The 25140-nt window shown below is 67.9% G+C and carries 21 protein-coding genes; 6 read left to right on the top strand and 15 right to left on the bottom strand.

Annotated features, from left to right (window positions below):
- Nucleotides 1-154 precede the first annotated feature (154 nt).
- The 4 genes from AB0L57_RS29975 to dapE are packed head-to-tail and all read right to left on the bottom strand — an operon-like array spanning nt 155 to nt 4439.
- On the bottom strand, nt 155-1924 hold the full coding sequence (locus tag AB0L57_RS29975; RefSeq protein WP_364969268.1) for a long-chain-acyl-CoA synthetase: 1770 nt from the start codon (nt 1922-1924) through the stop codon (nt 155-157).
- 41 nt (nt 1925-1965) lie between these two features.
- On the bottom strand, nt 1966-2520 hold the full coding sequence (locus AB0L57_RS29970; protein ID WP_364969238.1) for a TIGR00730 family Rossman fold protein: 555 nt from the start codon (nt 2518-2520) through the stop codon (nt 1966-1968).
- A complete protein-coding gene (locus AB0L57_RS29965; protein ID WP_364969235.1) occupies nt 2517-3320 on the bottom strand; it encodes a TIGR00730 family Rossman fold protein in 804 nt (267 codons plus the stop codon). Before AB0L57_RS29965 ends, AB0L57_RS29970 begins: the two co-directional genes overlap by 4 nt.
- Before the next feature lie 18 nt (nt 3321-3338).
- Nucleotides 3339-4439 carry a succinyl-diaminopimelate desuccinylase gene (gene dapE / locus AB0L57_RS29960; RefSeq protein WP_364969232.1) on the bottom strand — a complete coding sequence of 367 codons (1101 nt, stop codon included), beginning with the start codon at nt 4437-4439 and terminating at the stop codon, nt 3339-3341.
- 101 nt (nt 4440-4540) lie between these two features.
- Here dapE and dapD point away from each other — a divergent pair, with 101 nt between their 5' ends.
- Entirely contained in the window at nt 4541-5494 is a 954-nt protein-coding gene (gene dapD, locus AB0L57_RS29955; RefSeq protein ID WP_364969229.1) for a 2,3,4,5-tetrahydropyridine-2,6-dicarboxylate N-succinyltransferase, read from the top strand.
- Between the two features lie 53 nt (nt 5495-5547).
- On the opposite strand, the gene AB0L57_RS29950 is transcribed toward dapD, so the two are convergent.
- Complete coding sequence (locus tag AB0L57_RS29950; RefSeq protein WP_364969226.1) at nt 5548-5919, bottom strand: PPOX class F420-dependent oxidoreductase; 372 nt, start codon at nt 5917-5919, stop codon at nt 5548-5550.
- Nucleotides 5920-5986: 67 nt separating this feature from the next.
- The gene (locus AB0L57_RS29945) at nt 5987-7399 is read right to left on the bottom strand and encodes an acyl-CoA synthetase (protein ID WP_364969223.1); all 1413 of its coding nucleotides are present in this window, start codon (nt 7397-7399) and stop codon (nt 5987-5989) included.
- 157 nt (nt 7400-7556) lie between these two features.
- Here AB0L57_RS29945 and AB0L57_RS29940 point away from each other — a divergent pair, with 157 nt between their 5' ends.
- Nucleotides 7557-8402, top strand: coding sequence for an oxygenase MpaB family protein (locus AB0L57_RS29940; protein WP_364969220.1), 846 nt, complete (start codon nt 7557-7559; stop codon nt 8400-8402).
- Nucleotides 8403-8417: 15 nt separating this feature from the next.
- Here AB0L57_RS29940 and AB0L57_RS29935 read toward each other — a convergent pair whose 3' ends face one another.
- Nucleotides 8418-9062 (bottom strand): TetR/AcrR family transcriptional regulator, encoded by a 645-nt coding sequence (locus AB0L57_RS29935; RefSeq protein WP_364969217.1) that lies wholly within the window; start codon nt 9060-9062, stop codon nt 8418-8420.
- Nucleotides 9063-9205: 143 nt separating this feature from the next.
- Between AB0L57_RS29935 and AB0L57_RS29930 the strand changes: the two genes are divergently transcribed.
- Nucleotides 9206-10072, top strand: coding sequence for an oxygenase MpaB family protein (locus AB0L57_RS29930; RefSeq protein ID WP_364969214.1), 867 nt, complete (start codon nt 9206-9208; stop codon nt 10070-10072).
- A gap of 11 nt (nt 10073-10083) precedes the next feature.
- Here AB0L57_RS29930 and AB0L57_RS29925 read toward each other — a convergent pair whose 3' ends face one another.
- The 5 genes from AB0L57_RS29925 to AB0L57_RS29905 form a co-directional block, all read right to left on the bottom strand.
- A complete protein-coding gene (locus AB0L57_RS29925) occupies nt 10084-11067 on the bottom strand; it encodes a proline dehydrogenase family protein (RefSeq protein ID WP_364969212.1) in 984 nt (327 codons plus the stop codon).
- A 130-nt stretch (nt 11068-11197) separates the two neighbouring features.
- Nucleotides 11198-12835, bottom strand: coding sequence for an L-glutamate gamma-semialdehyde dehydrogenase (gene pruA / locus AB0L57_RS29920; RefSeq protein WP_364969209.1), 1638 nt, complete (start codon nt 12833-12835; stop codon nt 11198-11200).
- Nucleotides 12836-12957: 122 nt separating this feature from the next.
- Nucleotides 12958-14064, bottom strand: coding sequence for a succinyldiaminopimelate transaminase (dapC, locus tag AB0L57_RS29915; RefSeq protein WP_364969266.1), 1107 nt, complete (start codon nt 14062-14064; stop codon nt 12958-12960).
- A 14-nt stretch (nt 14065-14078) separates the two neighbouring features.
- The gene (fdxA, locus tag AB0L57_RS29910) at nt 14079-14402 is read right to left on the bottom strand and encodes a ferredoxin (RefSeq protein ID WP_364969206.1); all 324 of its coding nucleotides are present in this window, start codon (nt 14400-14402) and stop codon (nt 14079-14081) included.
- A gap of 126 nt (nt 14403-14528) precedes the next feature.
- Complete coding sequence (locus AB0L57_RS29905) at nt 14529-17108, bottom strand: bifunctional FO biosynthesis protein CofGH (RefSeq protein WP_364969203.1); 2580 nt, start codon at nt 17106-17108, stop codon at nt 14529-14531.
- 119 nt (nt 17109-17227) lie between these two features.
- Here AB0L57_RS29905 and AB0L57_RS29900 point away from each other — a divergent pair, with 119 nt between their 5' ends.
- The 3 genes from AB0L57_RS29900 to AB0L57_RS29890 all read left to right on the top strand — a co-directional run bounded on the left by AB0L57_RS29900 (nt 17228) and on the right by AB0L57_RS29890 (nt 21829).
- Nucleotides 17228-17743, top strand: coding sequence for a PH domain-containing protein (locus AB0L57_RS29900; RefSeq protein ID WP_364969200.1), 516 nt, complete (start codon nt 17228-17230; stop codon nt 17741-17743).
- 319 nt (nt 17744-18062) lie between these two features.
- Nucleotides 18063-19697 carry a PH domain-containing protein gene (locus tag AB0L57_RS29895; RefSeq protein ID WP_364969263.1) on the top strand — a complete coding sequence of 545 codons (1635 nt, stop codon included), beginning with the start codon at nt 18063-18065 and terminating at the stop codon, nt 19695-19697.
- Nucleotides 19698-19873: 176 nt separating this feature from the next.
- Nucleotides 19874-21829, top strand: a complete 1956-nt coding sequence (locus tag AB0L57_RS29890) for a GMC family oxidoreductase N-terminal domain-containing protein (RefSeq protein ID WP_364969197.1) — start codon at nt 19874-19876, stop codon at nt 21827-21829.
- Between the two features lie 3 nt (nt 21830-21832).
- On the opposite strand, the gene AB0L57_RS29885 is transcribed toward AB0L57_RS29890, so the two are convergent.
- Genes AB0L57_RS29885 through AB0L57_RS29875 form a run of 3 tightly spaced genes read right to left on the bottom strand, consistent with a single transcriptional unit; the run spans nt 21833 to nt 25085 of the window.
- On the bottom strand, nt 21833-22216 hold the full coding sequence (locus tag AB0L57_RS29885) for a DUF742 domain-containing protein (protein WP_364969194.1): 384 nt from the start codon (nt 22214-22216) through the stop codon (nt 21833-21835).
- Between the two features lie 12 nt (nt 22217-22228).
- Complete coding sequence (locus tag AB0L57_RS29880; protein WP_364969191.1) at nt 22229-22618, bottom strand: roadblock/LC7 domain-containing protein; 390 nt, start codon at nt 22616-22618, stop codon at nt 22229-22231.
- Entirely contained in the window at nt 22596-25085 is a 2490-nt protein-coding gene (locus AB0L57_RS29875) for a nitrate- and nitrite sensing domain-containing protein (RefSeq protein WP_364969188.1), read from the bottom strand. Before AB0L57_RS29875 ends, AB0L57_RS29880 begins: the two co-directional genes overlap by 23 nt.
- Nucleotides 25086-25140: the final 55 nt, after the last annotated feature.

Genomic DNA, 25140 nt, shown 5'->3' with positions numbered 1-25140 from the left:
CCACTGGATGCAGGCGGCGGCGATACCCTGCGCGTCGAGCCCGCATTCGGCGAGAATCCGGTCGCGGGAGGCGTGGGAGATGAACCGGGTGGGCACGGCGAGACCAAGGGGCCGAGAACCCCGCCGAAGCGAAGCGCAGGCAAATAAACACAGCTCAGCCGCGTGGGACGGTAGCCCCCGCCACCTCGTCCGGATAGCTCTCGTAGAAGGGCACGTACCCCTGCTCGCGGCCCTTCAGCACATATAGCGAGGTATCACCGTCATCGCCGTATCCCTGTTTGCGCAAGTCCACTTTGCGGCTCTTGAACGTCGAGGTGGTCTCGAGTTCCGGGACGACCCGCACGAACAGTGGCACCGCGTAGCCGGGCAGCCGGGCGTAGAGCCGGCCGGCCAGTGCGGGGCCGTCGAATTCGGCACCGGGTTCCAGCGTGACCGCGGCCATCCCGGCCTTACCGTCGGTGCCGGGGACGTCGACGCCGTACACCACTGCCTCGGTGATGCCGGACGCACCGTCGAACGCGCCCTCGACCTCGGTGGTGGCGACGTTCTCCCCCTTCCAGCGGAAGGTGTCGCCGAGGCGGTCGACGAACGCGATGTGGCGCCAATGCTGGTCGCGCACCAGATCTCCGGTGTCGAACCAGCAGTCGCCGTCGCGGAAGGCGTCGCGGACCAGTTTGGATTCGGTCGCGGAGCTGTCGGTGTATCCGTCGAAGGGTGAACGGCTGGTGACCTTCGCCAGCAGCAGTCCCACCCCGCCGGAGGGCACCCGGCGCAGCCGGCCGTCCGGGTGCCGGCGAGCCTGACCGGTGGCCTCGTCGAATTCGACCACCGCGTACGGCAGCGGGCCGAAGCCCGCGGTGCGATCGACACCGAAAGCGTTGACGAAGGCGATGTTTCCCTCGCTGGCGCCGTAGAACTCGACCACCCGGCCGATGCCGAAACGGCGCCGGAATTCGTCCCACAGTTCCGGGCGCAGCCCATTGCCGACCGCCAGCCGCACCGAATGCTCGTGTTCGCGTGCCGATTCCGGCTGATTGAGCAGATAGCGGCACAGTTCGCCGATGTAGATGAATGCCGTGGAACGGGTCGCGATGACCTCGTTCCAGAAATTCGACACCGAGAACTTCCGTCCCAGGGCAAAAGTCGCCCGGGCCCCGAGCACGGCGCCGAGCGCGACGGTCAGCGCATTGTTGTGGTAGAGCGGCAGACAGCAGTACAGGGTGTCGTCCCCGCGCAACCGCACGCCCAGCCCGCCCAGTCCGGCCATGCTCTTGGTCCAGCGCAGATGGGTCATGACGCTGGCCTTGGGCAGCCCGGTGGTGCCGGAGGTGAAGATCAGGAAGGCGCGTTCTCGGGCCCGCACATCGGCGCACACCGGCGGATCGGCCGGGTCGGCGTCGCGGGACAGTTCCCGAAGTTCCTCGGAATACAGCGGATTCGCCGGTGGCTCGGGCAGCGAGGCCACCGCCTCCGCACATTCCTCACCGATCACGACGACCGTGCTGTCGAGCAGTCCCAGGCTGTGCGCCAGAACCTGTTCGCGCTGATTGTGATTGAGCAGGCCGACGGTGGCGCCGAGCTTCACCGTGGCCAGCACGACGAACAGGGTCTCGGACCGATTCGTCATCAGCACGCCGACCACATCGCCGCGCTTCACCCCGCGACCGGCCAGCACGTGGGCGTACCGGTTCACCTCGATGTTGGCCTCGCGGTAGGTGTACTCGCGTCCCTCGAACCGCAGGAAGACCCGATTCGGACAACGCCGGGCCGCCTTCTGGAAGTACAGCCCCACCGAGGACTTGTCGTCGGCGCGAACCAGCATGCCGCCCGCGCCGCGCAGCATGCCGGGCGTCTCGACCGCCATCGCGGGCAGTTTCCGCACCAGATCCCAGAGACCGACGGTGTTGCGCGCCTCGGTGGTCACATTCTCCTCCAACGGGTTTCGGCTCACGCGGCTCCGGTCCGCTAGACCGGCGGAGCGGTCAAGGCTTCGAATGCGGATGCCACATCCGCGGTCACGGTAATCCGATCGAGTGCCGGTCGCCCGATGAACCCGGTCGTGCTCAATTCGCCGAGCCACGCGAACAGTCCCCGATAGTGACCGTGCGGATCCAGCACCACCAGCCGCTTATCGTGCAGCCCGAGGTAGCCGCCCGTCCATGCCTCGAAGAATTCCTCCAGCGTGCCGATTCCGCCGGGCAGGGTCAGGAAGGCGTCGGCCCGATCCTCCATGATCTTCTTGCGTTCGCGCATGGTGTCGGTGACGATCAGCTCGTCACTGTCGACATCGGCGACCTCCTGGTGGACCAGCCGCTTCGGAATCACCCCGATGGTGCGGGCGCCACCGGCCCGAGCGGCCACCGCGACCGCGCCCATCATCGATACGTGCCCGCCGCCGGACACCAATTCCCAGCCGCGGCGGGCGATTTCGGTACCCACGTCGGCCGCCAGCCGCAAGGCGGCGGGGTCGGTGGCACTGGCCGAGCAGTACACGCAGACCGCGAAAGGACGTCCGGTCACCACTGATCCTCCGTTCCGGTGGAGTCCTCACCGCGATGCGCGGCGGCGTGCAGCACGACCCGCACCACCTCGTCCACGCTGTCGGTGACGTGCAGCAGACCGAGGTCCTCCGGTGCGATCTTGCCGGAGCCGGCCAGCGAATCCCGCATCCAGTCGACCAGCCCCGACCAGTAGCGCGTGCCGAACAGCACGATCGGGAAGCGGGTGATCTTGTGGGTCTGCACCAGCGTCAGCGCCTCGAACAACTCGTCCAGGGTGCCGAACCCGCCCGGCAGGCAGATGAACGCCTGGGAGTATTTGACGAACATCGTCTTACGGGCGAAGAAGTAGCGGAAGTTGATACCCAGATCGACCCACTCGTTGAGGCCGACTTCCATCGGCAGTTCGATGCCGAGGCCGATCGAGAAACCGCCTGCCTCACAGGCACCGCGATTGGCCGCCTCCATCACACCGGGACCACCGCCGGTGATCACCGCGAAGCCCGCGTCGGCCAGTGCCGCGCCGATCGCACGGGCCGCCTCGTACTCGGGCGTCTCGGCCTGCGTGCGCGCCGACCCGAAAACCGCCACCGCCCTGGGGATTTCCGCCAGCGCGCCGAAACCCTCCACGAACTCACTCTGAATTCGCAGTACCCGCCACGGGTCGGTGTGCACCCAGTCGGTGGGCCCGCGCCCGTCGAGCAGATGTTGATCGGTGGTACCGACGCCCTGTTTCCGCTCTCGCCGCAACATGATCGGGCCGCGATATTTCGGAGTCGATTTAGGGGCTCTGGCCTGCGCGGGTTCGAACTCGGTGGACATACCGGCAAACCTACCGGTTCACTCCTTGCCGCCGGTCAGGTAGTTGCGCAGGATCTCGGTGACCGTCGTGATCTGCGCGGTGGGCACCCGTTCGTCGACCTTGTGCGCCAGATTGGGGTCGCCGGGCCCGAAATTGACCGCCGGAATTCCGCGGGCCGCGAACCGGGACACATCGGTCCAGCCGTACTTCGCCCGCACCCCGCCACCGCCGTGCGCGTGCACCTGCTCGACCAGATCCCGGGCCGCCGGAGCGGACAGGCCGGGCAGCGCGCCCGGTGCACCGTCGGTCCGTTCGAAGCTCACATCCAGGCCGTCGAACACCGCGCGCACATGCTCGGTCGCCTCCTCGACACTGCGATCGGGGGCGAACCGGAAATTGACCAGCACCTCGGCCTCGTCGGGCACCACATTGCCGGCCACACCACCGGAGATCTTCACCGCGGACAACCCCTCGCGATAGGTGCACCCGTCGATCTCGACCTGCCGCGGGACGTAGTCGCGCAGCCGCTGCAGCACCGGCGCCAGTTTGTGAATCGCGTTGTCGCCCAGCCAGGCCCGCGCGGTGTGCGCGCGGGTACCGCCGAGGCCGAGCCGCACCCGCAGCGTGCCCTGGCAACCGGCCTCGATCCAGGAACCCGACGGCTCGCCCAGGATGGCCAGATCGCCGTCGAGCCATTCCGGCAGTTCCCGTTCGATGCGGCCCAGACCGTTGTACTCGGCCGCGATCTCCTCGCAGTCGTAGAAGATCAGGGTCAGATCGCAGATCGGATCGGCGACGGTCGCGGCCAGATGCAGGAAGACCGCATCACCGGATTTCATGTCGACGGTGCCGCAGCCCCACAGCACCTCCTCCCCGTCGACGACCTCGAAGCGGCCCGGCACATTGTCGGCGATGGGCACGGTGTCGAGATGTCCGGCGAGGACGACCCGGGTCGGCAGGCCCCGGTTGGTGCGCGCCAGCACGGTATTGCCGTGCCGCAGCACCTCGAATCCCTCGGTCTGCTCGCGCAGGGCCCACGCGACGGTGTCGGTGATCGCCGCTTCGTCCCGCGAGACACTGGGAATGTCGACGAGGGCGGCGGTGATCGAGATCGGGTCGGCGCGCAGATCGATGGTCACCCGGACAAGGGTAATTGTTCGCAGTACTCACGACCCGGGCGAACACCGAGGCCCCGGGGAGCCCACCACCTCGCGGCCTGCACCCAGTAGGCTGATCTGCCGTGAGCACACAGGGAGCATCCGCAGTCGGCCTGGCGACCGTCACCGTGAACGGTACGGTTCTCGACACCTGGTATCCGTATCCGGAGCTGGGCGAATTCGATGACGCCGGCACCGAGCGGCTGAGCCCCACCGATCCCGAGTACGCCCGTTTCGCCGAACTGGTCGGCCCCGACGAGGCCCGGCGGGTCGAGGTGGTCGCGGTCCGCACCACGATCGCCGATCTGGCGGCGGCACCGGTCGACACCCACGACGTCTACCTGCGGCTGCATCTGCTCTCGCATCGTCTGGTCGCCCCGCACGGCGCCAGCCTCGAGGGGCAGTTCGGCCTGCTGGCCAATGTGGTCTGGACCAACCACGGCCCCTGTTCGGTCGAGGAGTTCGAACTGGTTCGCGCCCGGTTGCGGGCCCGCGGGCCGGTCACCGTGTACGGCGTCGACAAGTTCCCGCGCATGGTCGACTATGTGCTGCCCGCCGGGGTACGCATCGCCGATGCCGACCGCGTCCGGCTGGGCGCGCATCTGGCCGAGGGCACCACGGTCATGCACGAGGGTTTCGTGAACTTCAACGCCGGTACCCTCGGCGCGTCCATGGTCGAGGGCCGGATCTCGGCGGGCGTGGTCGTCGGCGACGGTTCCGATGTGGGTGGCGGCGCCTCCATCATGGGCACGCTGTCCGGTGGCGGTAAGCAGGTCATCTCGATCGGCGAGCGCTGCCTGCTCGGCGCGAACGCCGGTCTTGGCATCTCGCTGGGTGACGACTGCGTGATCGAGGCCGGGCTCTACGTGACCGCCGGCACCAAGGTCGCATTGCCCGACGGTGGCGCGATCAAGGCCGCGGAGCTGTCCGGGCGATCGAATCTGCTGTTCCGCCGTAACTCTCTCAGCGGCAGCGTCGAGGTGGTCGCGCGCAAGGGCACCGGCATCGAGCTCAACGCCGCACTGCACGCCAACTGATTCGCCGGACTCCCCCTTCCCGCTCGATCCGGCAGGAAGGGGGAGTCGGCCGATCACTCGATTCCGAAGGCCAGGACACGTTCCGGGGCGATGCGGATCAGTTCACGGGAACCGCCCTCGAGGTAGGTCTCCACATCCGGCAGCGCCTGCGCCACACCCCGGATCTCGAGGCAGCGCACCCGCCACGGATCGACCGAGGCGATGTCGTCGACGACGAAGGACACCCGCTCCTCCTTGGCGAGATTGCGGAACTTCTGCGAGGCCCCCATGTTGTGGCCTGCGATATCGATCGTGCCGAGCGCTTCGTTGTAACGGAAACCCACCGGATTGTTCTGCGGTGAGCCGTCGGGGCGGATGGTGGCCAACCGGCCCAGTCGTTGACCTGCCAGATACTCGATCTGGGCCGCGGACAGCGTTGCGATCATGGGCTGACCTTAGAACCTCGAGTACGGTGCAGGTCAATTCGGCACACCGTCGACGACGGATGCCGGCTCACCCGAGCAACTTCTTCTGCACCTTGCCCATGGCATTGCGCGGCAGTTCGGTCACCGTGACCACCTCGCGCGGGCGCTTGTGCTGCGAAAGCCGTTCCGCGACAAAGTCGATCAATTCGAGCTCGGATATCCCGGCCGACCGCGGCACCACGTAGGCGCGGATGCGCTGGCCCAGATCGTCGTCGGCCACTCCGACCACCGCGACCTCGGCGACACCGGGATGACCGAGCAGACACGTCTCGATCTCCCCCGCTCCGATGCGATAACCACCGGACTTGATGAGATCCACCGATTCGCGGCCGACGATGCGATGGAAGCCGTCGGCATCGATGGCCGCCACATCACCGGTCACGAACCAGCCGTCGGAGGTCCAGCAGGCGGCAGTGGCCTCGGGACGGTTCAGATAGCCGTCGAACAGCATGGGCCCGCGCACCTGCAGTCCGCCGATGCTCTCGCCGTCGTGGGGCACCGGCGCACCGGCCTCGTCGCGCAGCCGGGTCTGCACACCCGTGACCGGCAGCCCGACCCAGCCGGGGCGGCGTTCGCCGTCGGCACGGGTGGACAGCGTGATCATGGTTTCGCTCATGCCGTATCGCTCCACCGGAGCGTGACCGGTGAGCTCGGCCAGCCGCTCGAACACCGGTACCGGCAGCGGCGCGCTGCCCGACACCAGCAGGCGCGCCTTCGCCAATTGCCGTGCCGCGTCGGGATCTTCGGCGATTCGCGACCAGACCGTTGGCACCCCGAAATACAGGGTGCCGGCGGCCTCGGCATAGGCGGCCGGTGTGGGTCCACCGGTGTGCACCAGCGCACTGCCGATTCGCAGTGGACCCAGTACGCCCAGGATCAGGCCGTGGACGTGGAACAGCGGAAGTCCGTGCACGAGAACGTCGTCGGCGGTCCAGGACCACGCGTCGAACAGGGCATCGAGCCCGGTGGCGATGGCGCCCCGAGTGAGCAGCACACCTTTGGGCGCACCCGTGGTGCCCGAGGTGTAGAGGATGAAAGCCGTTGTCTCCGGGGCCGGTTCGGGATAGCTGTGCCAGGAGCGGGCGTGTTTGCGCACCGGAATCACCGGCAGGGTGGCCCCCTCGGGTGCGGCGCCGAGCCAGGCACGCGCGCCGGAATCGGTGAGGATGTGCTCGAGTTCGGCCGATCCGGCATCGGGCGGCACCGGTACGGCGGCCACGCCCGCGATCAGGCAGCCGAGAATTCCCAGCACCGTGGTGGCGGTCGGGCGAGCCAGCACGGCGACCCGTCCGGCACCGGCGACCCGCTCGGCGACCGAGGTGGCGGCACCGACCAGATCACTACGCGAGAGGGTTTCACCATCGATGGTGACCGCATCGGGGATGTCGTATCCGGCGGCCACCGCGGCCGGATTCAGGGAGGGCAGCAGCGACCGGGACACCGGTTCAACCTATCAATCCGGGGCGTCGGCCGGGATCGCGACGTCGGCGCGCGGCGACATTGCGGCTTCGTCTCCGTCACCCCCGGGACTATTGACAGTGCCGTGAGGCGGTGAGACTGTCGATGCATAGTCTTCTCACGCGAGTTGGGGGTCGGCGATGACCACATCACTTCGCACGACGTCCGCGGCGACCGCCGAATACGATGTCGCCGCGCATCTGGACGGATCGGCCGCGTTCTTCGGTGCGGCGGCCAATGTGATCATGCAACTGTCGCTGGCACCGGTCGGCTACGGCGTGGTGGAGAGCACCGTGGACAGCGGCAAGGTCATGCTGCATCCGCTCAAGCGCACCCGCACCACCCTCACCTATCTGGCGGTGGCCATGCTGGGCACCGAGGAGGAGCGGTCCGCCTATCGCGCGGCGGTGGACCGGCAGCATCGGGCGGTGCGCTCCACCGCCGACAGTCCCGTGCGCTACAACGCCTTCGATCCGCGGCTGCAACTGTGGGTGGCGGCCTGTCTGTACTGGGGATCGCGCGATCTCTACGAGCGCATGCACGGCCCGATGGCGCCGGACCGGGCCGAAGCCTTCTATCGGCATGCCGCCCGCTTCGGCACCACACTGCAGATGCCGCAGTCGATGTGGCCGGCCGACCGAGCGGCCTTCGATCACTACTGGTCCGAACAGCTCGCGGCCACACACATCGATCCGCCGATCCGGGACTACTTCCGCGATCTGGTGGATCTACGAATGTTCCCGCAGCCGATCCCGTTGGCGTTCGGGCGTTTTCACCGCTGGATCGTCGCCGGCCTGCTCCCCGAGCACCTGCGCGACCAGATGGGCCTGCCCTGGAGCGATACCGACGACCGCCGCCTGGCACGCCTGCTGCACGCGGTGGGTGCCGTCGAGGATCGAGTCCCCAAGCAGCTGAAGATGTTTCCGGTGAACGCCTACCTCACGGACATGCGGCTGCGGCGACGGCTGGGATTGCGGCTGGTGTGAGCCGATCACCACACCTCACCGGATGCGGAAGCCGGGTACCACGTGGTCGCGGGCGAACTGCCGGCCGGCCTGTTCGTCGTCCACCGGAATCAGCGTCTGCGGGGTGAGTGCCATCGACAGCGCGTTGCGGGCGACCATTTCCGCCAGCGGCAGCGGATCATATTGCGGCAGTTTGCCTTCCGCCTGCAGCCGGGTGATGAACTCGGCGACGTAGTCACGGCCCAGCTCGATCACCGGCGCGCCCTGCACGGTGAGATAGGGCAGCACGATCTCCGGTTCGGTGGTCAGCAACCGGTCGAGCAGTTTGTTACCGCGCAGACCGTCCAGGAAGGCCACGAACAGTTCGACGATCTGCTCCTCGGCGCCGGCATCGCGTTCGATCTGGCGCTGCACCGCGGCGTCGACCTGCTCCACGAACTGCCGCGCCTGCCACAGCCCCACGGCCTGGATCAGATCCGGCTTGCCGGCGAAGCGCCGATACAGCGTGGCCAGCGACAGCCGCCCGCGGCGCGCCACCTCGACCATGCTCGTGCGTTTGATACCGAAATCCAGGAATGCCAGCAACGCGGCCTCGAGGACCGTGGTCTGATTCCGATCCTCCGGCCCCGCGCCACGGACCAGCGGCAACAGCCGCTTGGAGAGACTGGTCGAGTCGCCCATGGCCATTCCTCTCATTCCGACATCTTCCCACAGCGGCATCGGCGTCCGATTGACATGATGTCACACCGATGAGAAGGTTGGGAACAAAGCTTCTCATACTTTCGCTCGCCTCCTGGCGAGGAGGAACAGGAGACGAGTCGACGATGACCGCCCACCTGCGCGCGACCGATCACGAACCCGAGATTCCGGGTACCGAACTGACTCCCGAGACGGTCCGCGAACACATCGACGGCGTGGCCGCCTTCCTCGGCGGCGCGGCGAATGTGATCATGCAGCTCAGCCACCCGCCGGTGGGGTACGGCGTGCTCGAGAGCACCGTCGACAGCGGCAAGGTGACATTGCACCCGCTCAAGCGGCTGCGCACGACGCTGACCTACCTCGCGGTGGCGTGGCTGGGCGACGACAAGGATCGCGAGACCTACCGGGAGGCGGTCAACGCCTCGCACCGGCCGGTGCATTCGGGACCGGACAGCCCGGTCAAGTACAACGCCTTCGACCCGAAGCTGCAACTGTGGGTGGCGGCCTGCCTGTACTGGGGCGTCGACGATCTGTACCAGCGGATGCGCGGCCCGATGGACCCCGAACTCGCCGAGCGGTTCTACCGGTACAGCATCCGGCTCGGCACCACTCTGCAGATGCGCCCGGAGATGTGGCCGGCCGGCCGGGACGCCTTCTACGCGTACTGGGAGGAGAATCTCGCCACCAAGACCATCGACGAGCCGGTGCGCGCCTACTTCGACGATCTGATCGATCTGAAGATGCAGCCGCGTCCGATCCAGGTGCTGGCCGGGCGTTTCCACCGGTTCACCGTCACCGCGCTGCTGCCGCAACACCTGCGCGACGAGATGGGGATGCGCTGGACCGCCCGTGATGAGCGTCGCTTCCGCTTCATCCTGAAGTCGATCGCCGCGGTATCGACTCGGATGCCCGTGGTGATCCGGCTGTTCCCGTTCAATTTCTATCTCGCGGACATGCGGCTGCGCCGCCGTTTCGGCCGTCCGCTGGTGTAACCGCCCGACCGTCAACGCCGCTCGGTCAGGGCCCGCAGGAAGAATCCGAGATTGGCCGGGCGCTCGGCCAATCGGCGCATCAGATAGCCGTACCACTGGGTTCCGTAGGGCACGTAGACGCGGACCGAGTGCCCGGCCTCGACGAGCCGGTGCTGTTCGATCGACCGGATGCCGTGGAGCATCTGGAATTCGAAATCGCCCGGGACACGGCCGTTCTGGCCGGCCATATGATCGGCGGCGGCGATCATCACCGGATCGTGGGTGGCGACCATCGGATAGCCCGAGCCGCCCATCAGCAGTTCCAGACAGCGCAGATAGGACTCGTCCACCTCGGCGGAGCGCTGATAGGCGACACTCTCGGGTTCGCGATAAGCGCCCTTGCACAAGCGGATTCGCGCCCCCTCGGCCGCCGCGGCGGCACAGCGGCGCTCCGCATCGCGCAGATAGGTCTGAGTGGCCACCGCTAGCCAGGGATGGTCCGCGCGCAGGTTTCGTACCGTCGCCTCGGTGGTCGCGGTGGTGGTGTGATCCTCCGCGTCCACGGTGATCCACACCCCCGCCTGCTCCGCTCGTGCGCACAGGGTCCGGAGATTTGCCGCCGCGATATCCGGGCCTTCGGGCCCCAGCGCCTGCCCCAGCGCCGACAGTTTCACCGAAACCTCCACCGGCGCAACCGACCACCCGGACGGCCCATTCGCCCACCGATTCCACTGGGCCAGTTCATCCATCAACGCGAGATATTCGGCGACCGCGTCATCGGCCATCGGCCGCTCGGTCGTGTACTCGCCCAGGAAATCGACACTGACCGAACGCCCACTGCCGAGCAAGTCGGCCACAACCGGGGCGAGTTCGGCGCGGGATTCCCCCGCCACGAATCGATGAACCACTTCGGCCGTGACCGGAAAACCCGTGATCGCCCGCTTCATTCGCGTCGATCCGGCGGCCGCGAGAATCGCCGGGCGCAACGGATTCACGGCCGATTCCCGATGGGACATGGCCTGGGAGCCCTGGGAGCCCTGGGAGCCACGCCACTGCCCGGCCGCCGATGCGGCGAAATCGACCGCCGGCCCGGCCCCGATCCGACGGTGCGACCGCCCGCACCATGGGCGGCGACCGGGTCGGGGTTCATTCCTGCTCCATGTGCGGATAGCGGTGATCCGTTGGCGGTACGAAGGTTTCCTTCAGCGTCCGGGGCGCCACCCAGCGCAGCAGATTCAGATACGACCCGGCCTTGTCATCGGTGCCGGAAGCACGCGCACCGCCGAAGGGCTGCTGACCGACCACCGCGCCGGTGGGTTTGTCGTTGATGTAGAAATTGCCCGCGGTGAAGCGCAGTGCGGTGGCCGCCCGGTCGATCGCGGCCCGATCGCGCGCGAAGACCGCGCCGGTCAGGGCATAGGGTGCGGCCGAATCCACCTCTGTCAGCATCGAATCGAAGGCTCCGGGATCAGCGTCGTCGTAGACGTACACCGACAGGATCGGCCCGAAGTACTCGGTGCTGAACGCCTCGTCGCGTGGGTTGTCGGCCAGCAGTACCGTGGGCCGGACGAACCAGCCCGTACCGTCGTCGTAGGTGCCACCGGCCGCGATGGTGATCCCGGCGCCGCGAGCGCGCTCGATGGCGGCGACGTTCTTGTCGTAGGAGCGCCGATCGATCACGGCGCCACCGAAATTCGCCAGATCGGCGACGTCGCCGTAGCTCAGTTCGTCGACCTGGGTGCGGAAATCGTCGCCCATCTCCCGCCACAGCGAGCGCGGAACGTAGGCACGAGAGGCGGCCGAGCACTTCTGCCCCTGATACTCGTAGGCGCCGCGAATCATCGCGGTACGCAACGCATCCGGATCGGCCGAGCGGTGCGCGAGAATGAAATCCTTCCCGCCGGTCTCCCCCACCAGCCGCGGATAGCCGTGGTAGTTACCGATATTCGAGCTCACCTGCTGCCACAGCTGCTGGAAGGTTCGGGTCGATCCGGTGAAGTGGATACCGGCCAGGCGCGGATCGGTCAGCGCCACCTCGGACAGTTCGATGCCGCTACCGGTGACCAGATTGATCACCCCCGGCGGCAGCCCGGCCTCCTCCAGCACCCGCATCGTGTAGTACGCGGCCAGCGTCTGGGTGGGCGAGGGCTTCCACACCACGGTGTTGCCCATCAGGGCCGGTGCGGTCGGCAGATTCCCGGCGATCGCGCTGAAATTGAACGGGGTGATCGCGTAGACGAACCCCTCCAGCGGACGGTAATCCATCCTATTCCACACGCCCGCAGACGATTCCGGCTGCTGCGCGAGAATATTACTCGCGAAGGCGACATTGAACCGCCAGAAGTCCACCAGCTCGCAGGGAGCGTCGATCTCGGCCTGATACACCGATTTCGACTGCCCCAGCATGGTCGCGGCGGCCACTGTCTCCCGCCACGGCCCGGCCAGGAGATCGGCCGCCCGCAGCAGCACCGCGGCGCGTTCGGTGAACGGCAGCGCCCGCCAGTCCGGCGCCGCGGCCGTCGCGGCCTCGATCGCGGCGCGGCCCTCCTCCTGCGTCACATCCGCGTAGGTACCCAGGACATGCTCGTGCCGATGCGGCATCACGATATCGGAGCGGGTACCGGTTCCGGGTCGATGTTTACCGCCGATCACCAGCGGCACATCGACCGTTCGGCCGGAGATTTCGGCAAGTTTGCCGACCAGTAGTTCTCGTTCCCGGCTCCCCGGCGCATACGAGTGGACCGGCTCGTTCGCCGGAGTCGGGACAACCGTGACAGCGTCCATAACCCCAGGCTAGTCCGGCTGTGCGCCGATGCCCCGGCAAACCGTCGCGGACCGCGCGCGTCGCGCAATCCAGACCTCCCGGTGATTGCCGAAGCGACGCCGGCAACCTCGAGAGGTACGACTCAGGCGGACAGCCGCACCGCCGCGGCGGCGATCCGCTCATCGGTGGCGGTCAGCGCGATACGAACGTGTTCGGTACCGGTGGGGCCGTAGAAATCGCCGGGGGCGGCGAGGATGCCACGCTCGGCCAGCCAGTCCAGCGTGGTGCGGCAGTTCTCACCCCGCGTCGACCACAGATACAGTCCGGCCTCGGAGTGGTCGACGCGGAAACCCGACTCCTCCAGAGCCTTTCGCAGCACCTCGCGGCGCGCGCGATAACGCTCGCGCTGCACCACCTCGTGCTGGTCGTCGGTCAGCGCCGCCGTCATGGCGGCCTGGATCGGATAGGGCACCATCATGCCGGAGTGCTTGCGGACCTCGAGCAGTTCGCGCACCAGCTCGACATCACCGGTGACGAAACCGGCACGGTAACTCGCCAGATTCGAGGTCTTGGACAGCGAGTGGATGGCCAGCAGACCCGTGTGATCACCGTCGCTGACCCGCGGATCCAGAATCGACACCGCCTCGGCATCCCAGGTCAGCCCCAGATAGCACTCATCGGAGGCGACGATCGCACCGCGCTCACGGGCGAAGGCGACCACCTTGCGCAGGTGATCGATGCCCAGCACCTTGCCGGTGGGGTTCGACGGCGAGTTCAGAAAGATCAGCGCCGGCGACTCCGGTCCGAGCCGAGTCATCCCGTCCGCCCGCAGGATTCGCGAACCCGACAGCAGCGCGCCGACCTCGTAGGTCGGGTACGCCACCTCCGGGATCACCACCAGGTCTGCGGCACCGAGACCGAGCAGGCGCGGCAGACCCGCGATCAGTTCCTTGGTACCGATCACCGGCAGAACCGCATCGGAATCGATGCCGGTCATACCGAACCGGCGTGCCACCGCCGCCACCGCGGCCGCCCGCAATTCGGGAGTGCCGTAGGTGGTGGGATATCCGGGCACCTCCGCCACCGAGGCCAGCGCGGCACGGATCGACGGATCCACCGGATCGACCGGTGTACCCACCGACAGATCGACGATGCCGTCGGGATGCGCGGCGGCGCGCGCCTTGGCCGCGGCGATGGTGTCCCAGGGAAAATCGGGCAGCAGACTGCTGACCCGCACGCGATCGCGGATCACCGAGGCACTACCTACTCTGCTGCCATCGGCGGGAGCGCGGCGATGAACGGCGGGTCGAAGTCGGTCTTGCCCACCTTGGTCGCGCCACCCGGCGAACCGAGATCGTCGAAGAAATCGACGTTGGCGTTGACGTAGCCGCTCCACTGATCCGGGGTGTCGTCTTCGTAGAAGATCGCCTCCACCGGACAGACCGGCTCACATGCACCACAGTCCACGCACTCGTCCGGATGGATGTACAGCATGCGGTTGCCCTCGTAGATGCAATCCACCGGGCATTCCTCGATGCACGCCTTGTCCTTCACGTCAACGCACGGTTCAGCGATGATGTACGGCACTGCCGCTCTCCTAGTCTGTCCTTGCCTGCGGGACACTTCCGCCCGCGCAACATTATCCCGGTGACCGACCCGACCGCTGGTCAGCCTTGCCTAACTTGACCGAGTCGGCGCCGCTCGCCCGGCCGATCACCCGACCGAGAGCGGCAACGCCGACACCTGGTGTTTCGGTATTCCGTACGTGGTGGTCCGTTCCCGCACGGGGCGGCCGATCCCCTCCCCGATCTCGACCAGTTCCGCCACCGTCTTGGCCGAGCCGTGTTCGGAACCCGCCATCCGGGAGATGGTCTCCTCCATCAAGGTACCGCCCAGATCGTTGGCCCCACCGTTGAGCATGACCCGGGTGCCCGTCACGCCGAGTTTCACCCAGCTGGTCTGGATGTTGTCGATCCGCCCGTGCAGCATGATGCGCGACAGCGCGTGCGCGGCGCGGTTGTCGCGGATCGTGGGTCCCGGCCGGGACGCACCCGCCAGATACAGCGGCGCGCTCTGATGCACGAACGGCAGCAGTACGAATTCGGTGAAACCACCGGTCTCGTCCTGGATGCCGCGCAACACCCGTAGATGGCCGACCCAGTGCTGCGGGTTGTCGACATGGCCGTACATCATGGTCGAGCTGGACCGGATGCCCACCTTGTGCGCGGTGGTGATCACATCGATCCAGGCCGAGGCGGGCAGTTTGCCCTTGGTGAGCACCCAGCGCACCTCGTCGTCGAGGATTTCCGCGGCGGTACCCGGAATCGTGTCGAGCCCGGCCTCTTTCAATGCGGTCAGCCAGTCGTGCACACTCTGGCCCCCGCGGGAGGCACCGTTGACGATCTCCATCGGACTGAACGCGTGGACGTGCATCGACGGCACCCGCTTCTTCACCGCCCGCACCAGATCGGCGTATCCGGTGACCGGCAGATCCGGATCGATACCACCCTGCATGCACACCTCGGTGGCACCCTCGACGTGTGCTTCCCAGGCCCGTTCGGCGACCTCGTCGGCGGAGAGGGAGAAGGCGTCGGCATCGCCCTTGCGCTGGGCGAAAGCACAGAACCGGCAGCCGGTGTAGCAGATGTTGGTGAAGTTGATGTTCCGGTTCACCACGTAGGTGACGTCGTCACCCACGGTGTCGCGGCGCAACTGATCGGCCAGGGCCGTGATCGCGTCCAGTTCGGCACCGTCGGCAGTGGCCAGCGCCAGATATTCGGCATCGGTGAGACCGGCCGGATCCTTCTCCGCGGCCCGCAGCGCACTCAGCACATCGGTGTCCAGCTTGACCGGCGCCGACAGCGAAAGTACCTGTTCACGAACAGTTTCCCAATCGCCGAACGCACCCAGGCCGTCACCCTCGAGCGCCGCGTCGCTGCGGGCCTCGGTGTTGCGTCCCTCGGTGTCGATCGAGGTGTTGAGGTCGGTGCGGCCCACCGACTCCCAGGACTGATCCGGTTCCTGCCACGGCCGGCCGGTCGGATTCACCTCGGCGGCCAGCCCGGTTCCCGGATCGGCCAGTGCCGCGACGTGGCCCTGGACCCGCGGGTCGATCCACGGATTCCCGGCGAGCACATACTTCGGATGAGCCGTCAGGCGCTCGGTGAGCGTGTACCCGGCCGCGGCGGTGACCTCGGCGAGGACCTCCAGATTCGGCCAGGGCCGTTCCGGATTCACATGGTCGGGGGTCAGCGGCGAGACCCCGCCCCAGTCGTCGACTCCGGCATCGATCAGAGCACGGCATTCGGCCAGCGAGACGAGATTCGGCGGGGCCTGAATGCGCATCTTCGGCCCCAGCAGTAGCCGGGTCACCGCGATGGTGGCGCGGAATTCGGCCAGATCGGCATCGGGGGTGTCGCGCATGGCGGTATCAGCCTTGGCCAGGAAGTTCTGCACGATCACCTCCTGGACGTGCCCGAAAGCCTTGTGCGACTTACGAATCTCCAGGATCGAATCGATACGCTCGGCGTAGGTCTCGCCGATGCCGACCAGGATGCCGGTGGTGAACGGGATACTCAGTCGCCCGGCGTCGGTCAGTGCGCGCAGCCGGACCTTCGGATCCTTGTCCGGACTGCCGTAGTGGGCCTGGCCACGCTCGGTGAACAGGCGCTCGGAGGTGGTCTCGAGCATCATGCCCATCGACGGTGCGACCGGCTTGAGCCGCGACATCTCCGCCCAGCTCATCACGCCGGGGTTCAGGTGCGGGAGCAGGCCGGTCTCCTCGAGCACCCGGATCGACATGGCCCGCACATAGTCGAGGGTGGAGTCGTAACCGCGTTCGTCGAGCCACTGGCGTGCCTCGGGCCAGCGATCCTCCGGGCGGTCACCCAGTGTGAAAAGTGCTTCCTTACAGCCCAATTCGGCACCGCGCGCAGCGATGTCGAGGATCTCGTCGGGCTCGAGGTACATCCCGTGTCCCTCGGCACGCAGCTTGCCGGGCACCGTGACGAATGTGCAGTAGTGACACTTGTCGCGACACAGACGGGTGACCGGGATGAAGACCTTGCGCGAATAGGTGATGGGCAGGGTTTCGCCCGAGTACGTCTCCCGTAATCCCGCGTCCCGGACGCGCGCCGCGGAGGTACACAGGTCCACCAGGTCATCACCACGCGCATGGAGCAGAACCACGGCCTCGTCGAGATTGAGCGTCGCTCCGTCCCGCGCCCGTCGCAAGGCCCGGCGCATGGCCGAGGATGACGGTGTGTTCGGTTGCTCTGTCACGCCGTCGATCATGCGCCAACCATCCGAGTGTTCTCCCTTCGGTGCCCTGTGACGTGAGTCAACCCGGCGCCGGGCGCGGGTTATTCCTGCCGCGGCGACTCGGTTTCACCAATTCGTGCCACGATGGCGACATGATCCGGTCGCTGGATTCCTCGCCGTCGCGCACGACACCGGCCCCACCGGCGTGGCGGGCGAGCACCCGGGCACCCCTGCTCTGGGCCACCGGACCAGCGATTTTCTGGTCGCTCGTACTGGCAGGCGGGGTGGTCTGGCTGATCCTCGACCCGGCGCGCCGGCCGTGGGCGTGGGCACTGGTGGTGGCCGCGGTGGTCCTGGGAGGATTCGGTGTGCTGGTGGTGCCGCTGTGGCGCTATGCGGTGCATCGGTGGGAGATCACCGAGACGGCGGTGTACACCCGGACCGGTTGGTTCACCCAGGAGAGCCGGATCGCGCCGATCACCCGGGTACAGACCGTCGACACCCATCGAGGTCCGCTCGAGCAGCTGTTCGGGCTGGCCACCGTGACCGTGACGACGGCGTCGTCGGCCGGGGCCGTACGGATCGTGGCACTGGATCTGGACGTCGCGGAGCGCACGGTGCGGCAGCTGACCGAGATCGCGGCACTACACCGGGAGGACGCCACGTAACCGTTCCGCACGGCGGCAGCCGGGGACTTCCCAGCTCGGACCGCGCCACCAACCGCCCCACAGGGAGGCCGGCAATGTCTCATCTCGTCAACACCGCCAGGGTCGAATCGGCGCCGGGGTCGGAGATGTTCCCGGGACGCACCGGATGAGCACGTCCGAGAACCACACCCCGAGTGCGCACGGGGTCGGCGGGCAGGGATCGGCGCTCGGCTCGTCGCACGATGGGGCGGAATCGGATGCCGTGGTCACCGACGCCCAGGCCATCGATGTCGCCACCGTGCCGGCCGCCGATGCCGAATGGCGGCGGCTCGACAAGCGGATGCTGCTGATCCATCCGGTGCGGGAGCTGACCAAATACATCCCGGTATTGATCGGCGCGGTGATCGTGGGCAGCCAGAGCGACAATCCCGCGTGGAGTCCCGTGGTCGCCGGGATCATCGTGGTCCTGGCCTTGGCCCGCTGGTTCACCACGACCTACCGGATCGGTCCCGATACCGTGCAATTGCGGCGCGGACTGCTGCAACGCCGGACGCTGACCGTGCCGCGGTCGCGGATTCGCTCGGTGGACGTTCAGGCCGATGTGATGCACCGGATGCTCGGCCTGGTGCGGCTGGTCATCGGTACCGGGCGACACGCCGATCGCGAAGAACGTTTCCATCTGGACGGCGTCGACGCACGGCAGGTTCCGGAACTGCGCGCGCTGCTACTCGATCGAGCGGGGTCCGAGCGGCCGGATGCCGGCGCCGGGCCCGCACTGCCGGCTGCGGACACCGCCACGGTGGCGCCGGGCGGCAGACGCGCCGCCCTGGCGCGTGCGCTGCGGCGCGGCAGTGGCGACGCACCCGCCGACGGCACCGAGATCGGCCACTGGCGACCGCAGTGGGTGCGCTACGCCCCACTGTCGCTGACCGGGCTGGCGATCGTCGGGCCGGTGGTCGGCCTGGCCGCCAAGGTGGGCGTGGCCGATGTGCTGGTGCGTTCCGAGGCGGTGCGCGGATTGAGCAGGCACAGCGCGGCGTTCATCGTGCTGGCCGTCGTGGCCGCCGTCGCCGCACTGCTCGTGATCGCGGCAATTGCCGCCTGTATCCACTACCTCACCACATATTTCGGGCTCCGGGTGGTGGACGACGGCACCGCCCTGCACATCCGCAGCGGCCTGCTGACCACCCGGCAGACCACCCTCGACCTGTCCCGGCTGCGCGGCGCCACGGTCGGGGAGCCGTTGTTGCTGCGCCTGGCCGGCGGCGCCGAACTCGAGGCCATCATGACCGGGACCGGGGCCCGGCAGAAGCTGCTCCCCCAGGCGCCGCGGGCCGCCGTCGATCGCACACTCGCCCAGCTGCTCACCAGCCCGTCCCGCCGCGCCGCGGCCACGACAGATGCGAATTCCGCCCCGGCACAACCACTCTGGGACGACCTCGACACCGCGACGGCCCCCGCCTCGGTACCGCTCGAACGGCACGGCCCCCGCGCCCACCGCCGCCGCTACACCCGTGCCTTCATTCCGGTATGGATCACCCTGGCGGCATTGCTCGTCATTTCCCTTACCGGCCACCATGTTCCGGTGTGGGCCTGGACGCTGTTCGTACTACTGGTGCCGGCCTCGGCCGCACTGGCCCAGGAACGCTATCGCGGCCTCGGCCATGCCGTGATCGCCTCCGACGGCGCGCGACCGGTCTGGCTGATCACTCGCCGCGGCGCCCTGGAACGCGACCGCGACTGCCTCGAGGCCCCGGGCGTCATCGGCTGGACGGTCCGCCGCACCTTTTTCCAGCGCCGAGCGGGACTGGCGACCGTCGTCGCCGCGAGCGCCGCGGGAAAGAAGAAGTACAGCGTCGTCGATCTGCCGGTGGAGCAGGCCTGGGCATTGATCGAACAGGTGACGCCGGGCCATCTCGGCAACCGCGCCCCGGCCGTGGACAGCGGCAAGTGGCCGGCGCCCGGCATCGCGTGAGCGCGCGACGGACCGACCTCGAAACCGTCTGCTATCGGGACGGGCGATTCGATCTCACGATATGTTACCCACAGTTCTCCAGCTGATTCGATGAATTCAACGGTCGATCTCCAATAAGTGAGCACTGATTCGGCGAACATGATAAAACTCACCCGACATTCGAGAGGGTGGAGTTCATGGAACCGACAGCGAAACAGCGCGCGGCCCTCGGGCTGATCTGCGATACGTTCACGCCGGGTGACGGAGCGGACCTGCCATCGGCCACCGAACTCGGTTCCGTGGATACGGTTTTCGAGATACTGGGGCGAAATCCGCGTCCGGCCGAAGGTGAGCAGCTGACCATGCTGCTGAATCTGTGGGATTCGCGCATCGCCGGTCTGCTGCTCGGCAACGGTCCCCGCAAGTACTCCGGACTGACGCGCGAACAGCGTGAGCAGACCCTGCTGCGCCTCGGCGAATCCCGGATCGCGGCCAAGCGCACACTGTTCCAGGCGCTGAAGCAGGCCGCGCTGCTGTCCTACAACATCACTCCGGGGGCCACCGGAAGCAATCCGCTGTGGAAGGCGATCGACTATCCGGGTCCGCCGGGAAAGCTCGGCGCCGCTGCGGCACCGGCGCTGTCGGTCGAGAAGCCCACCGAGCCGACCACGCTGGATTGCGATGTCGTCGTGGTCGGTTCGGGCGCCGGGGGTGGGACCGCCGCGGCGGTCCTCGCGCAGGCGGGGCTCGACGTGATCGTGCTCGAGCGCGGAAATTATTACGACGACCGGGATTTCGGTACCGGAGAACTCGACGCCCTGCTCGGTCTGTACGCGCCCGGCCCACCGGCTAGCACCGAGGGGCAGATCACCCTCGTCGCGGGCACCTGCCTGGGCGGTGGCACCGTGGTGAACTGGAGCACCTCGCTGAACACCCCCGACGAGGTGCGTGCCGAATGGGCGGCACTGGGGGTACCGCAGTTCGCCACCGACGAATACGGCGCCGCGCTCGACGCGGTGACACGACGCCTCGGGGTCAACGACCGCCACTCCCCCCTCTCGGCGCGCGACGGGGTACTCGAACGCGGTGCCACCGCACTAGGCTGGGATGTCGACGCGCTGCCCCGCAATGTCGGCGACGCCTGCGACGCGGGTGTCGAATGCGGCCGCTGCCCCTACGGCTGCCGGGTGGGCGCGAAGCAGTCGGTGACCAAGACCTGGCTCGCCGATGCCGCCGCGTACGGCGCGCGCTTCGTGGTCGATGCGAATGTCCGGCGGATCGTGGTGAACAACGGTCGCGCCGAGGGGGTTTCGGCCGTGACCTCGGCCGGAGTCGCGATCGACGTACGGGCCCGCGCGGTCGTGGTGGCCGCCGGTGCGTTGCAGACCCCCGCGCTGCTGCGCCGATCCGGGCTGGGCAACGACAACATCGGCCGCTATCTGCGCCTGCATCCGGCGGCCGCCGTCTTCGGGGTCTTCGACGAGGAGATCCGGCCCTGGGAGGGTGGGATGCAGGCCCGGATCAGTCGGCAGCACCGCAATCTCGACGGCGAGGGATATGGAGTCATCTACGAAACCGGGCCGCTGCATCCCGGTATGGGCGTCGGATTCATGAACTGGCGCGGGTCCGCCGCCTATCGCGAGAATCTGCTGGACCTGAGCAGATCGGTCGCGGTCGGAGTGATCACCCGCGATCGCGACCACGGCAGTGTCCGGGTGGACCGCCAGGGCGAGCCGATCGTCTCCTATCGGCTCTCCGATCGCGACCGCGACCATCTGCACACCGGAATCGGCGGCGCCGCGGAGATTCTCGAGGCCGCCGGTGCGCAGCGCATCTACTCCGGACAGCAGGCCGGACCTGCGTATCGGCCCGGCAAGGCCGGGTCGCACGAGGAATTCGTCGCCGCCTGTGCCGTCGCGGGGTACGGACCGGGACAGTGCGCGTTGGGCGCGCTGCACATCATGGGCTCGGCACGGATGGGCGGATCGCCGGAATTCTCGGCGACCGATCCCGACGGCGTCACCTGGGATGTGCACAACATCGTCGTCGCCGACGGCTCGTGTTTCCCGACCGCCTCCGGGGTCAATCCGATGGTGTCGATCGAGGCCATCGCCTACATGAACGCCAAACGTCTTGCGGCCCGCTTGAATTGAGGCTCACAGGCCGCGGATTCCGTCCAGCAGCGCCTTCAGGACGTCGACGTCGTCGGCGTCCTCGTGGCGTGGCTGCCGATATTCCAGGCGGCCGTCGTCGATCAGATCTCCGACCAGCACCTTGGTCATCGTCAGCGGAAGTCCCAGTCGCGCGGCGACTTCCGCCACCGACTGCGGTGTGTGGCACAGCTCCACGATCGAGACGTACTCGGGTTCGTGACGGCGCAGCGCGGTACCCCGGCCGATGTCGACGACCAGGGTGAGCATGTCCAGCTCCGGCCGACCGCTACGGCCGCGGCCGCGGGTGACGGCATACAGCCGCACCACCGGTCCGGCCTCCTCGTCGAACCAGGCATCCTCATCGTCCGGTGGGTATCCGCTGGGCATGTACGGCGGACCTCAGCGACTGTCGACGGCCAGATGAGCGCCCACCCGCTGCACGGTCTGGTTCATCGCGTACGCCACCATCCCCAGGTCCGCGTTCTCCGCGGCGAGCAATCCGAGGCAGGCGTTGTCACCGGCGGCGGTGATGAACAGCACCGCGCGGTCGAGTTCCACCATGGTCTGGCACACCCCGCCGGCATCGAAGTGATGGCCGGCGCTGCGGGCCAGGCTGTGCAGGGCCGAGGCCATCGCGCAGAACCGCTCCGCATCGGAGGTCTCGAGCTGCGAGGAATTACCGAGCAGCAGGCCGTCGGTGGACAGCAGAACCGCGTAGCGGACTCCGGTCAGCCCCTTGACCAGGTCGTCGAGCAACCACCCGACATCATTTCGATTGGAAGTAGCCATCATCGCCTTCGTGGGTGTCGGATCGTGTTGTCGGCGCGCCGGATTCGGCGGGTGCCCGGCGGCCCTGCCGGGTTCCCCGCTCGACGGCGCTGATCAGATTGCGCGCCTGATCGGCGGTGCGCTGCCGGACGGTGTTGGTGCCGGCGGCGGGCGCATCGGTCGCGGCAGACGAGCGGATGCGTTTCGGCAGCGGCGGTCGACCGCCCCCGGTGCGGGGCGGCGCCGGGCTCGCCGCGGTCACCGGAGTGCCGAAAATGCCTGGTGCGGAGGGGGTGTGGTGCTCCGAAGCGGAGGTGAACCAGGCGGAGCGCGGCGAGCCCTCGTCGGGATCCGCGTTCTCCGGGACCGCGGGCTTCGCGCCGTTCGAGGTCGTTTTCGGTGGCCCGGTGACCTCGGGCGACCGGGAGATCTTCGGAGTCCGGGTGGGGAGTTCCGGGCGCAGATCGGTCTCCGCCCGGCCCCGCGATGCGATCGGCGCCGGCCCGATCACGGCGAATTCGCCGGTGGCCGGCCCGGAATCATCGAAATCCGCGACGGCGGGATCGGCGGTTTCCAGGACCGGGACGCCCACCAGCACCACCGCGCGCAGACCGCCGTGGACCGATTCCCGCAGCTTCACCGAAATACCGTGGCGGTTGGCCAATTTCGCGACCACGAACAGGCCCAGCCTGTTGTCGCTGGACATCGCGGCCACCGAGAACTCCGGTGGGTGCGTGAGCATCTCGTTGCGCCGGTCGAGATCGGCGGCGGCCATCCCCAGGCCCTGATCGACCACCTCCACGGCGACGCCGCGCCCGACCACCGACGCGGACACCTCCACCCCCGCCTGCGGTGGCGAGTACGAGGTGGCATTGTCCATCAGTTCGGCCAGCAGGTGGATCATGTCGGCGACCGCGGTGCCGTTGACCCGGACCTTGGGAATGCGGCCGATGCGAATCCTGGTGTAGTCCAGGCTTTCCGCCACCGCACCGCGCACCACCTCCACCAGCGGGACCGGTTGCCGCCAGCGCCGCCCCGGCTGTTTGCCACCGAGAATGATCAGGTTCTCGGCATTGCGCCGCGCTCGCGTCGCCAGATGGTCGAGCTGGAACAGCAGCTCGAGCTGGTCGGCGTTCTCCTCGTGGCGCTCGGCCTGATCCAGCAGTGCCAGCTGGCGATGCACCAGCGCCTGGCTGCGATGGGCGATGTCGAGGAAGACCGTATTGATACCGGCCCGGGTGTTCGACTCCGCGACCGCCGCCGACACCGCCACCACCTGCGCCCGGTTGAACGCGTGCGCGACCTGGCCCAGTTCGTCGGAGCCGAAATCCAGCCGCGACACCTCGGTGGGGGTGTCGACGGCCTCACCGGCCGATACCCGTCGCATGATGTCGGGCAGCCGGGTATCGGCCAATTCCAAGGTGTCGTTGCGCAGCCGGCGCATGCGGCCGATGAACCGGTTCGCCAGTACCAGCGCCGCCAGGAACGCCCCGAACGACAACAGCAGAACCACACCGCCACCGAACAGCGACCCGGCGGTGGTGCGATCGCCATCGGCACGCGCCGCGACCTGCGCGTCGCGGCTCTGGTCCTCCCACAGTCTCAGTAGCTGGGTTCCGAGCCGGGTGGCCCCCTCCTGCCAGGCCGACATGGTCATCGGCAACGACGGCGTGGAGTCCATCCGCACATTGCCGGTGCGAGTCGATTCGGTGCCGCGCGTGCTCGATTCGGAGTCGGGGCTGGTCGTCAGCGGCCCTCGCACGGCGATCGCATCGGCCATGCTGTTGACCGGGCCCCACGACGGCTCGTCGATGATCGCGTCGAGCTGTTCCTTGCGCACACCGGTCAGTACCGACTGCGAATACGAGATCTGGCCACGGAATTCGCCCAGCGCGCCGGTGAACCGGCTCCACTGTTCGGCCGTCAGACCGTTTGTGACCAAGGACAATTCGCCGAAGGTCACCACTTTGGACAGTGCTTCGGCCGCCCGCAGCGGCTCCACCGCGTATCCGAGCCGGACGGCTATGTCGGCATCCGGAGCCACGCGGGCCGCGATCATGGAGGCCCCGCTGACAACCTCGACGACCTTGGTGAACACACCGAACACCTGATCCGGTGGCGCCTGCCGGGAATCGACGCCTCGGCGCAGTTCCGGCAGCTTGGCATACAGCTGATCGAAAGCGGCGATATCGGAAGCGGAACCGTCCGGATTCATCTTTCGCGCCGCGTCGGCTTTGGCCAGCAGACGAGCCAGAGCGGCATCCGATTCGTCCCGCGCCGGTGCGAGCAGTGCGGCCGCCGTCGGATCGCCCGCCAGGTGCAGTAGCGACAGGCGCCGCTCTTCCTCGAAGGACTGCACCACCGCGATCGCGGGAGACGTGGTGCTGCTGGCCAGATCGGCCCAATCGCGAGTGTCCTGTCCGGACCGCACCAGATACGATGCCGCGCCCACACCGAGGGCGAGCAGGGTGACGCTCGAGATCAACACAATCGCGAGCAGGCGAACTCGTACGCTGACTCGTCCGCGCACACCGCGGCTGAAC

Origin of the sequence: Nocardia sp. NPDC052254 (assembly GCF_040679495.1) — a bacterium.
Taxonomy (GTDB): Bacteria; Actinomycetota; Actinomycetes; order Mycobacteriales; family Mycobacteriaceae; genus Nocardia.
The sequence above is the reverse complement of the archived record's forward strand: the minus strand, read 5'-3'. Positions and strand labels throughout refer to the sequence as shown.

Excerpts from the sequence above, each read along its gene's own strand:
- AB0L57_RS29895 (WP_364969263.1), top strand. The coding sequence starts at position 18,063 with ATGCTGCTGATCCATCCGGTGCGGGAGCTGACCAAATACATCCCGGTA.
- AB0L57_RS29925 (WP_364969212.1), bottom strand. The coding sequence starts at position 11,067 with ATGTCCCATCGGGAATCGGCCGTGAATCCGTTGCGCCCGGCGATTCTC.
- AB0L57_RS29900 (WP_364969200.1), top strand. The coding sequence starts at position 17,228 with ATGATCCGGTCGCTGGATTCCTCGCCGTCGCGCACGACACCGGCCCCA.
- AB0L57_RS29885 (WP_364969194.1), bottom strand. The coding sequence starts at position 22,216 with ATGCCCAGCGGATACCCACCGGACGATGAGGATGCCTGGTTCGACGAG.
- AB0L57_RS29890 (WP_364969197.1), top strand. The coding sequence starts at position 19,874 with ATGGAACCGACAGCGAAACAGCGCGCGGCCCTCGGGCTGATCTGCGAT.
- AB0L57_RS29950 (WP_364969226.1), bottom strand. The coding sequence starts at position 5,919 with ATGATCGCAACGCTGTCCGCGGCCCAGATCGAGTATCTGGCAGGTCAA.
- AB0L57_RS29905 (WP_364969203.1), bottom strand. The coding sequence starts at position 17,108 with ATGATCGACGGCGTGACAGAGCAACCGAACACACCGTCATCCTCGGCC.
- AB0L57_RS29880 (WP_364969191.1), bottom strand. The coding sequence starts at position 22,618 with ATGGCTACTTCCAATCGAAATGATGTCGGGTGGTTGCTCGACGACCTG.
- AB0L57_RS29935 (WP_364969217.1), bottom strand. The coding sequence starts at position 9,062 with ATGGGCGACTCGACCAGTCTCTCCAAGCGGCTGTTGCCGCTGGTCCGT.
- AB0L57_RS29940 (WP_364969220.1), top strand. The coding sequence starts at position 7,557 with ATGACCACATCACTTCGCACGACGTCCGCGGCGACCGCCGAATACGAT.
- pruA (WP_364969209.1), bottom strand. The coding sequence starts at position 12,835 with ATGGACGCTGTCACGGTTGTCCCGACTCCGGCGAACGAGCCGGTCCAC.
- AB0L57_RS29965 (WP_364969235.1), bottom strand. The coding sequence starts at position 3,320 with ATGTCCACCGAGTTCGAACCCGCGCAGGCCAGAGCCCCTAAATCGACT.
- AB0L57_RS29930 (WP_364969214.1), top strand. The coding sequence starts at position 9,206 with ATGACCGCCCACCTGCGCGCGACCGATCACGAACCCGAGATTCCGGGT.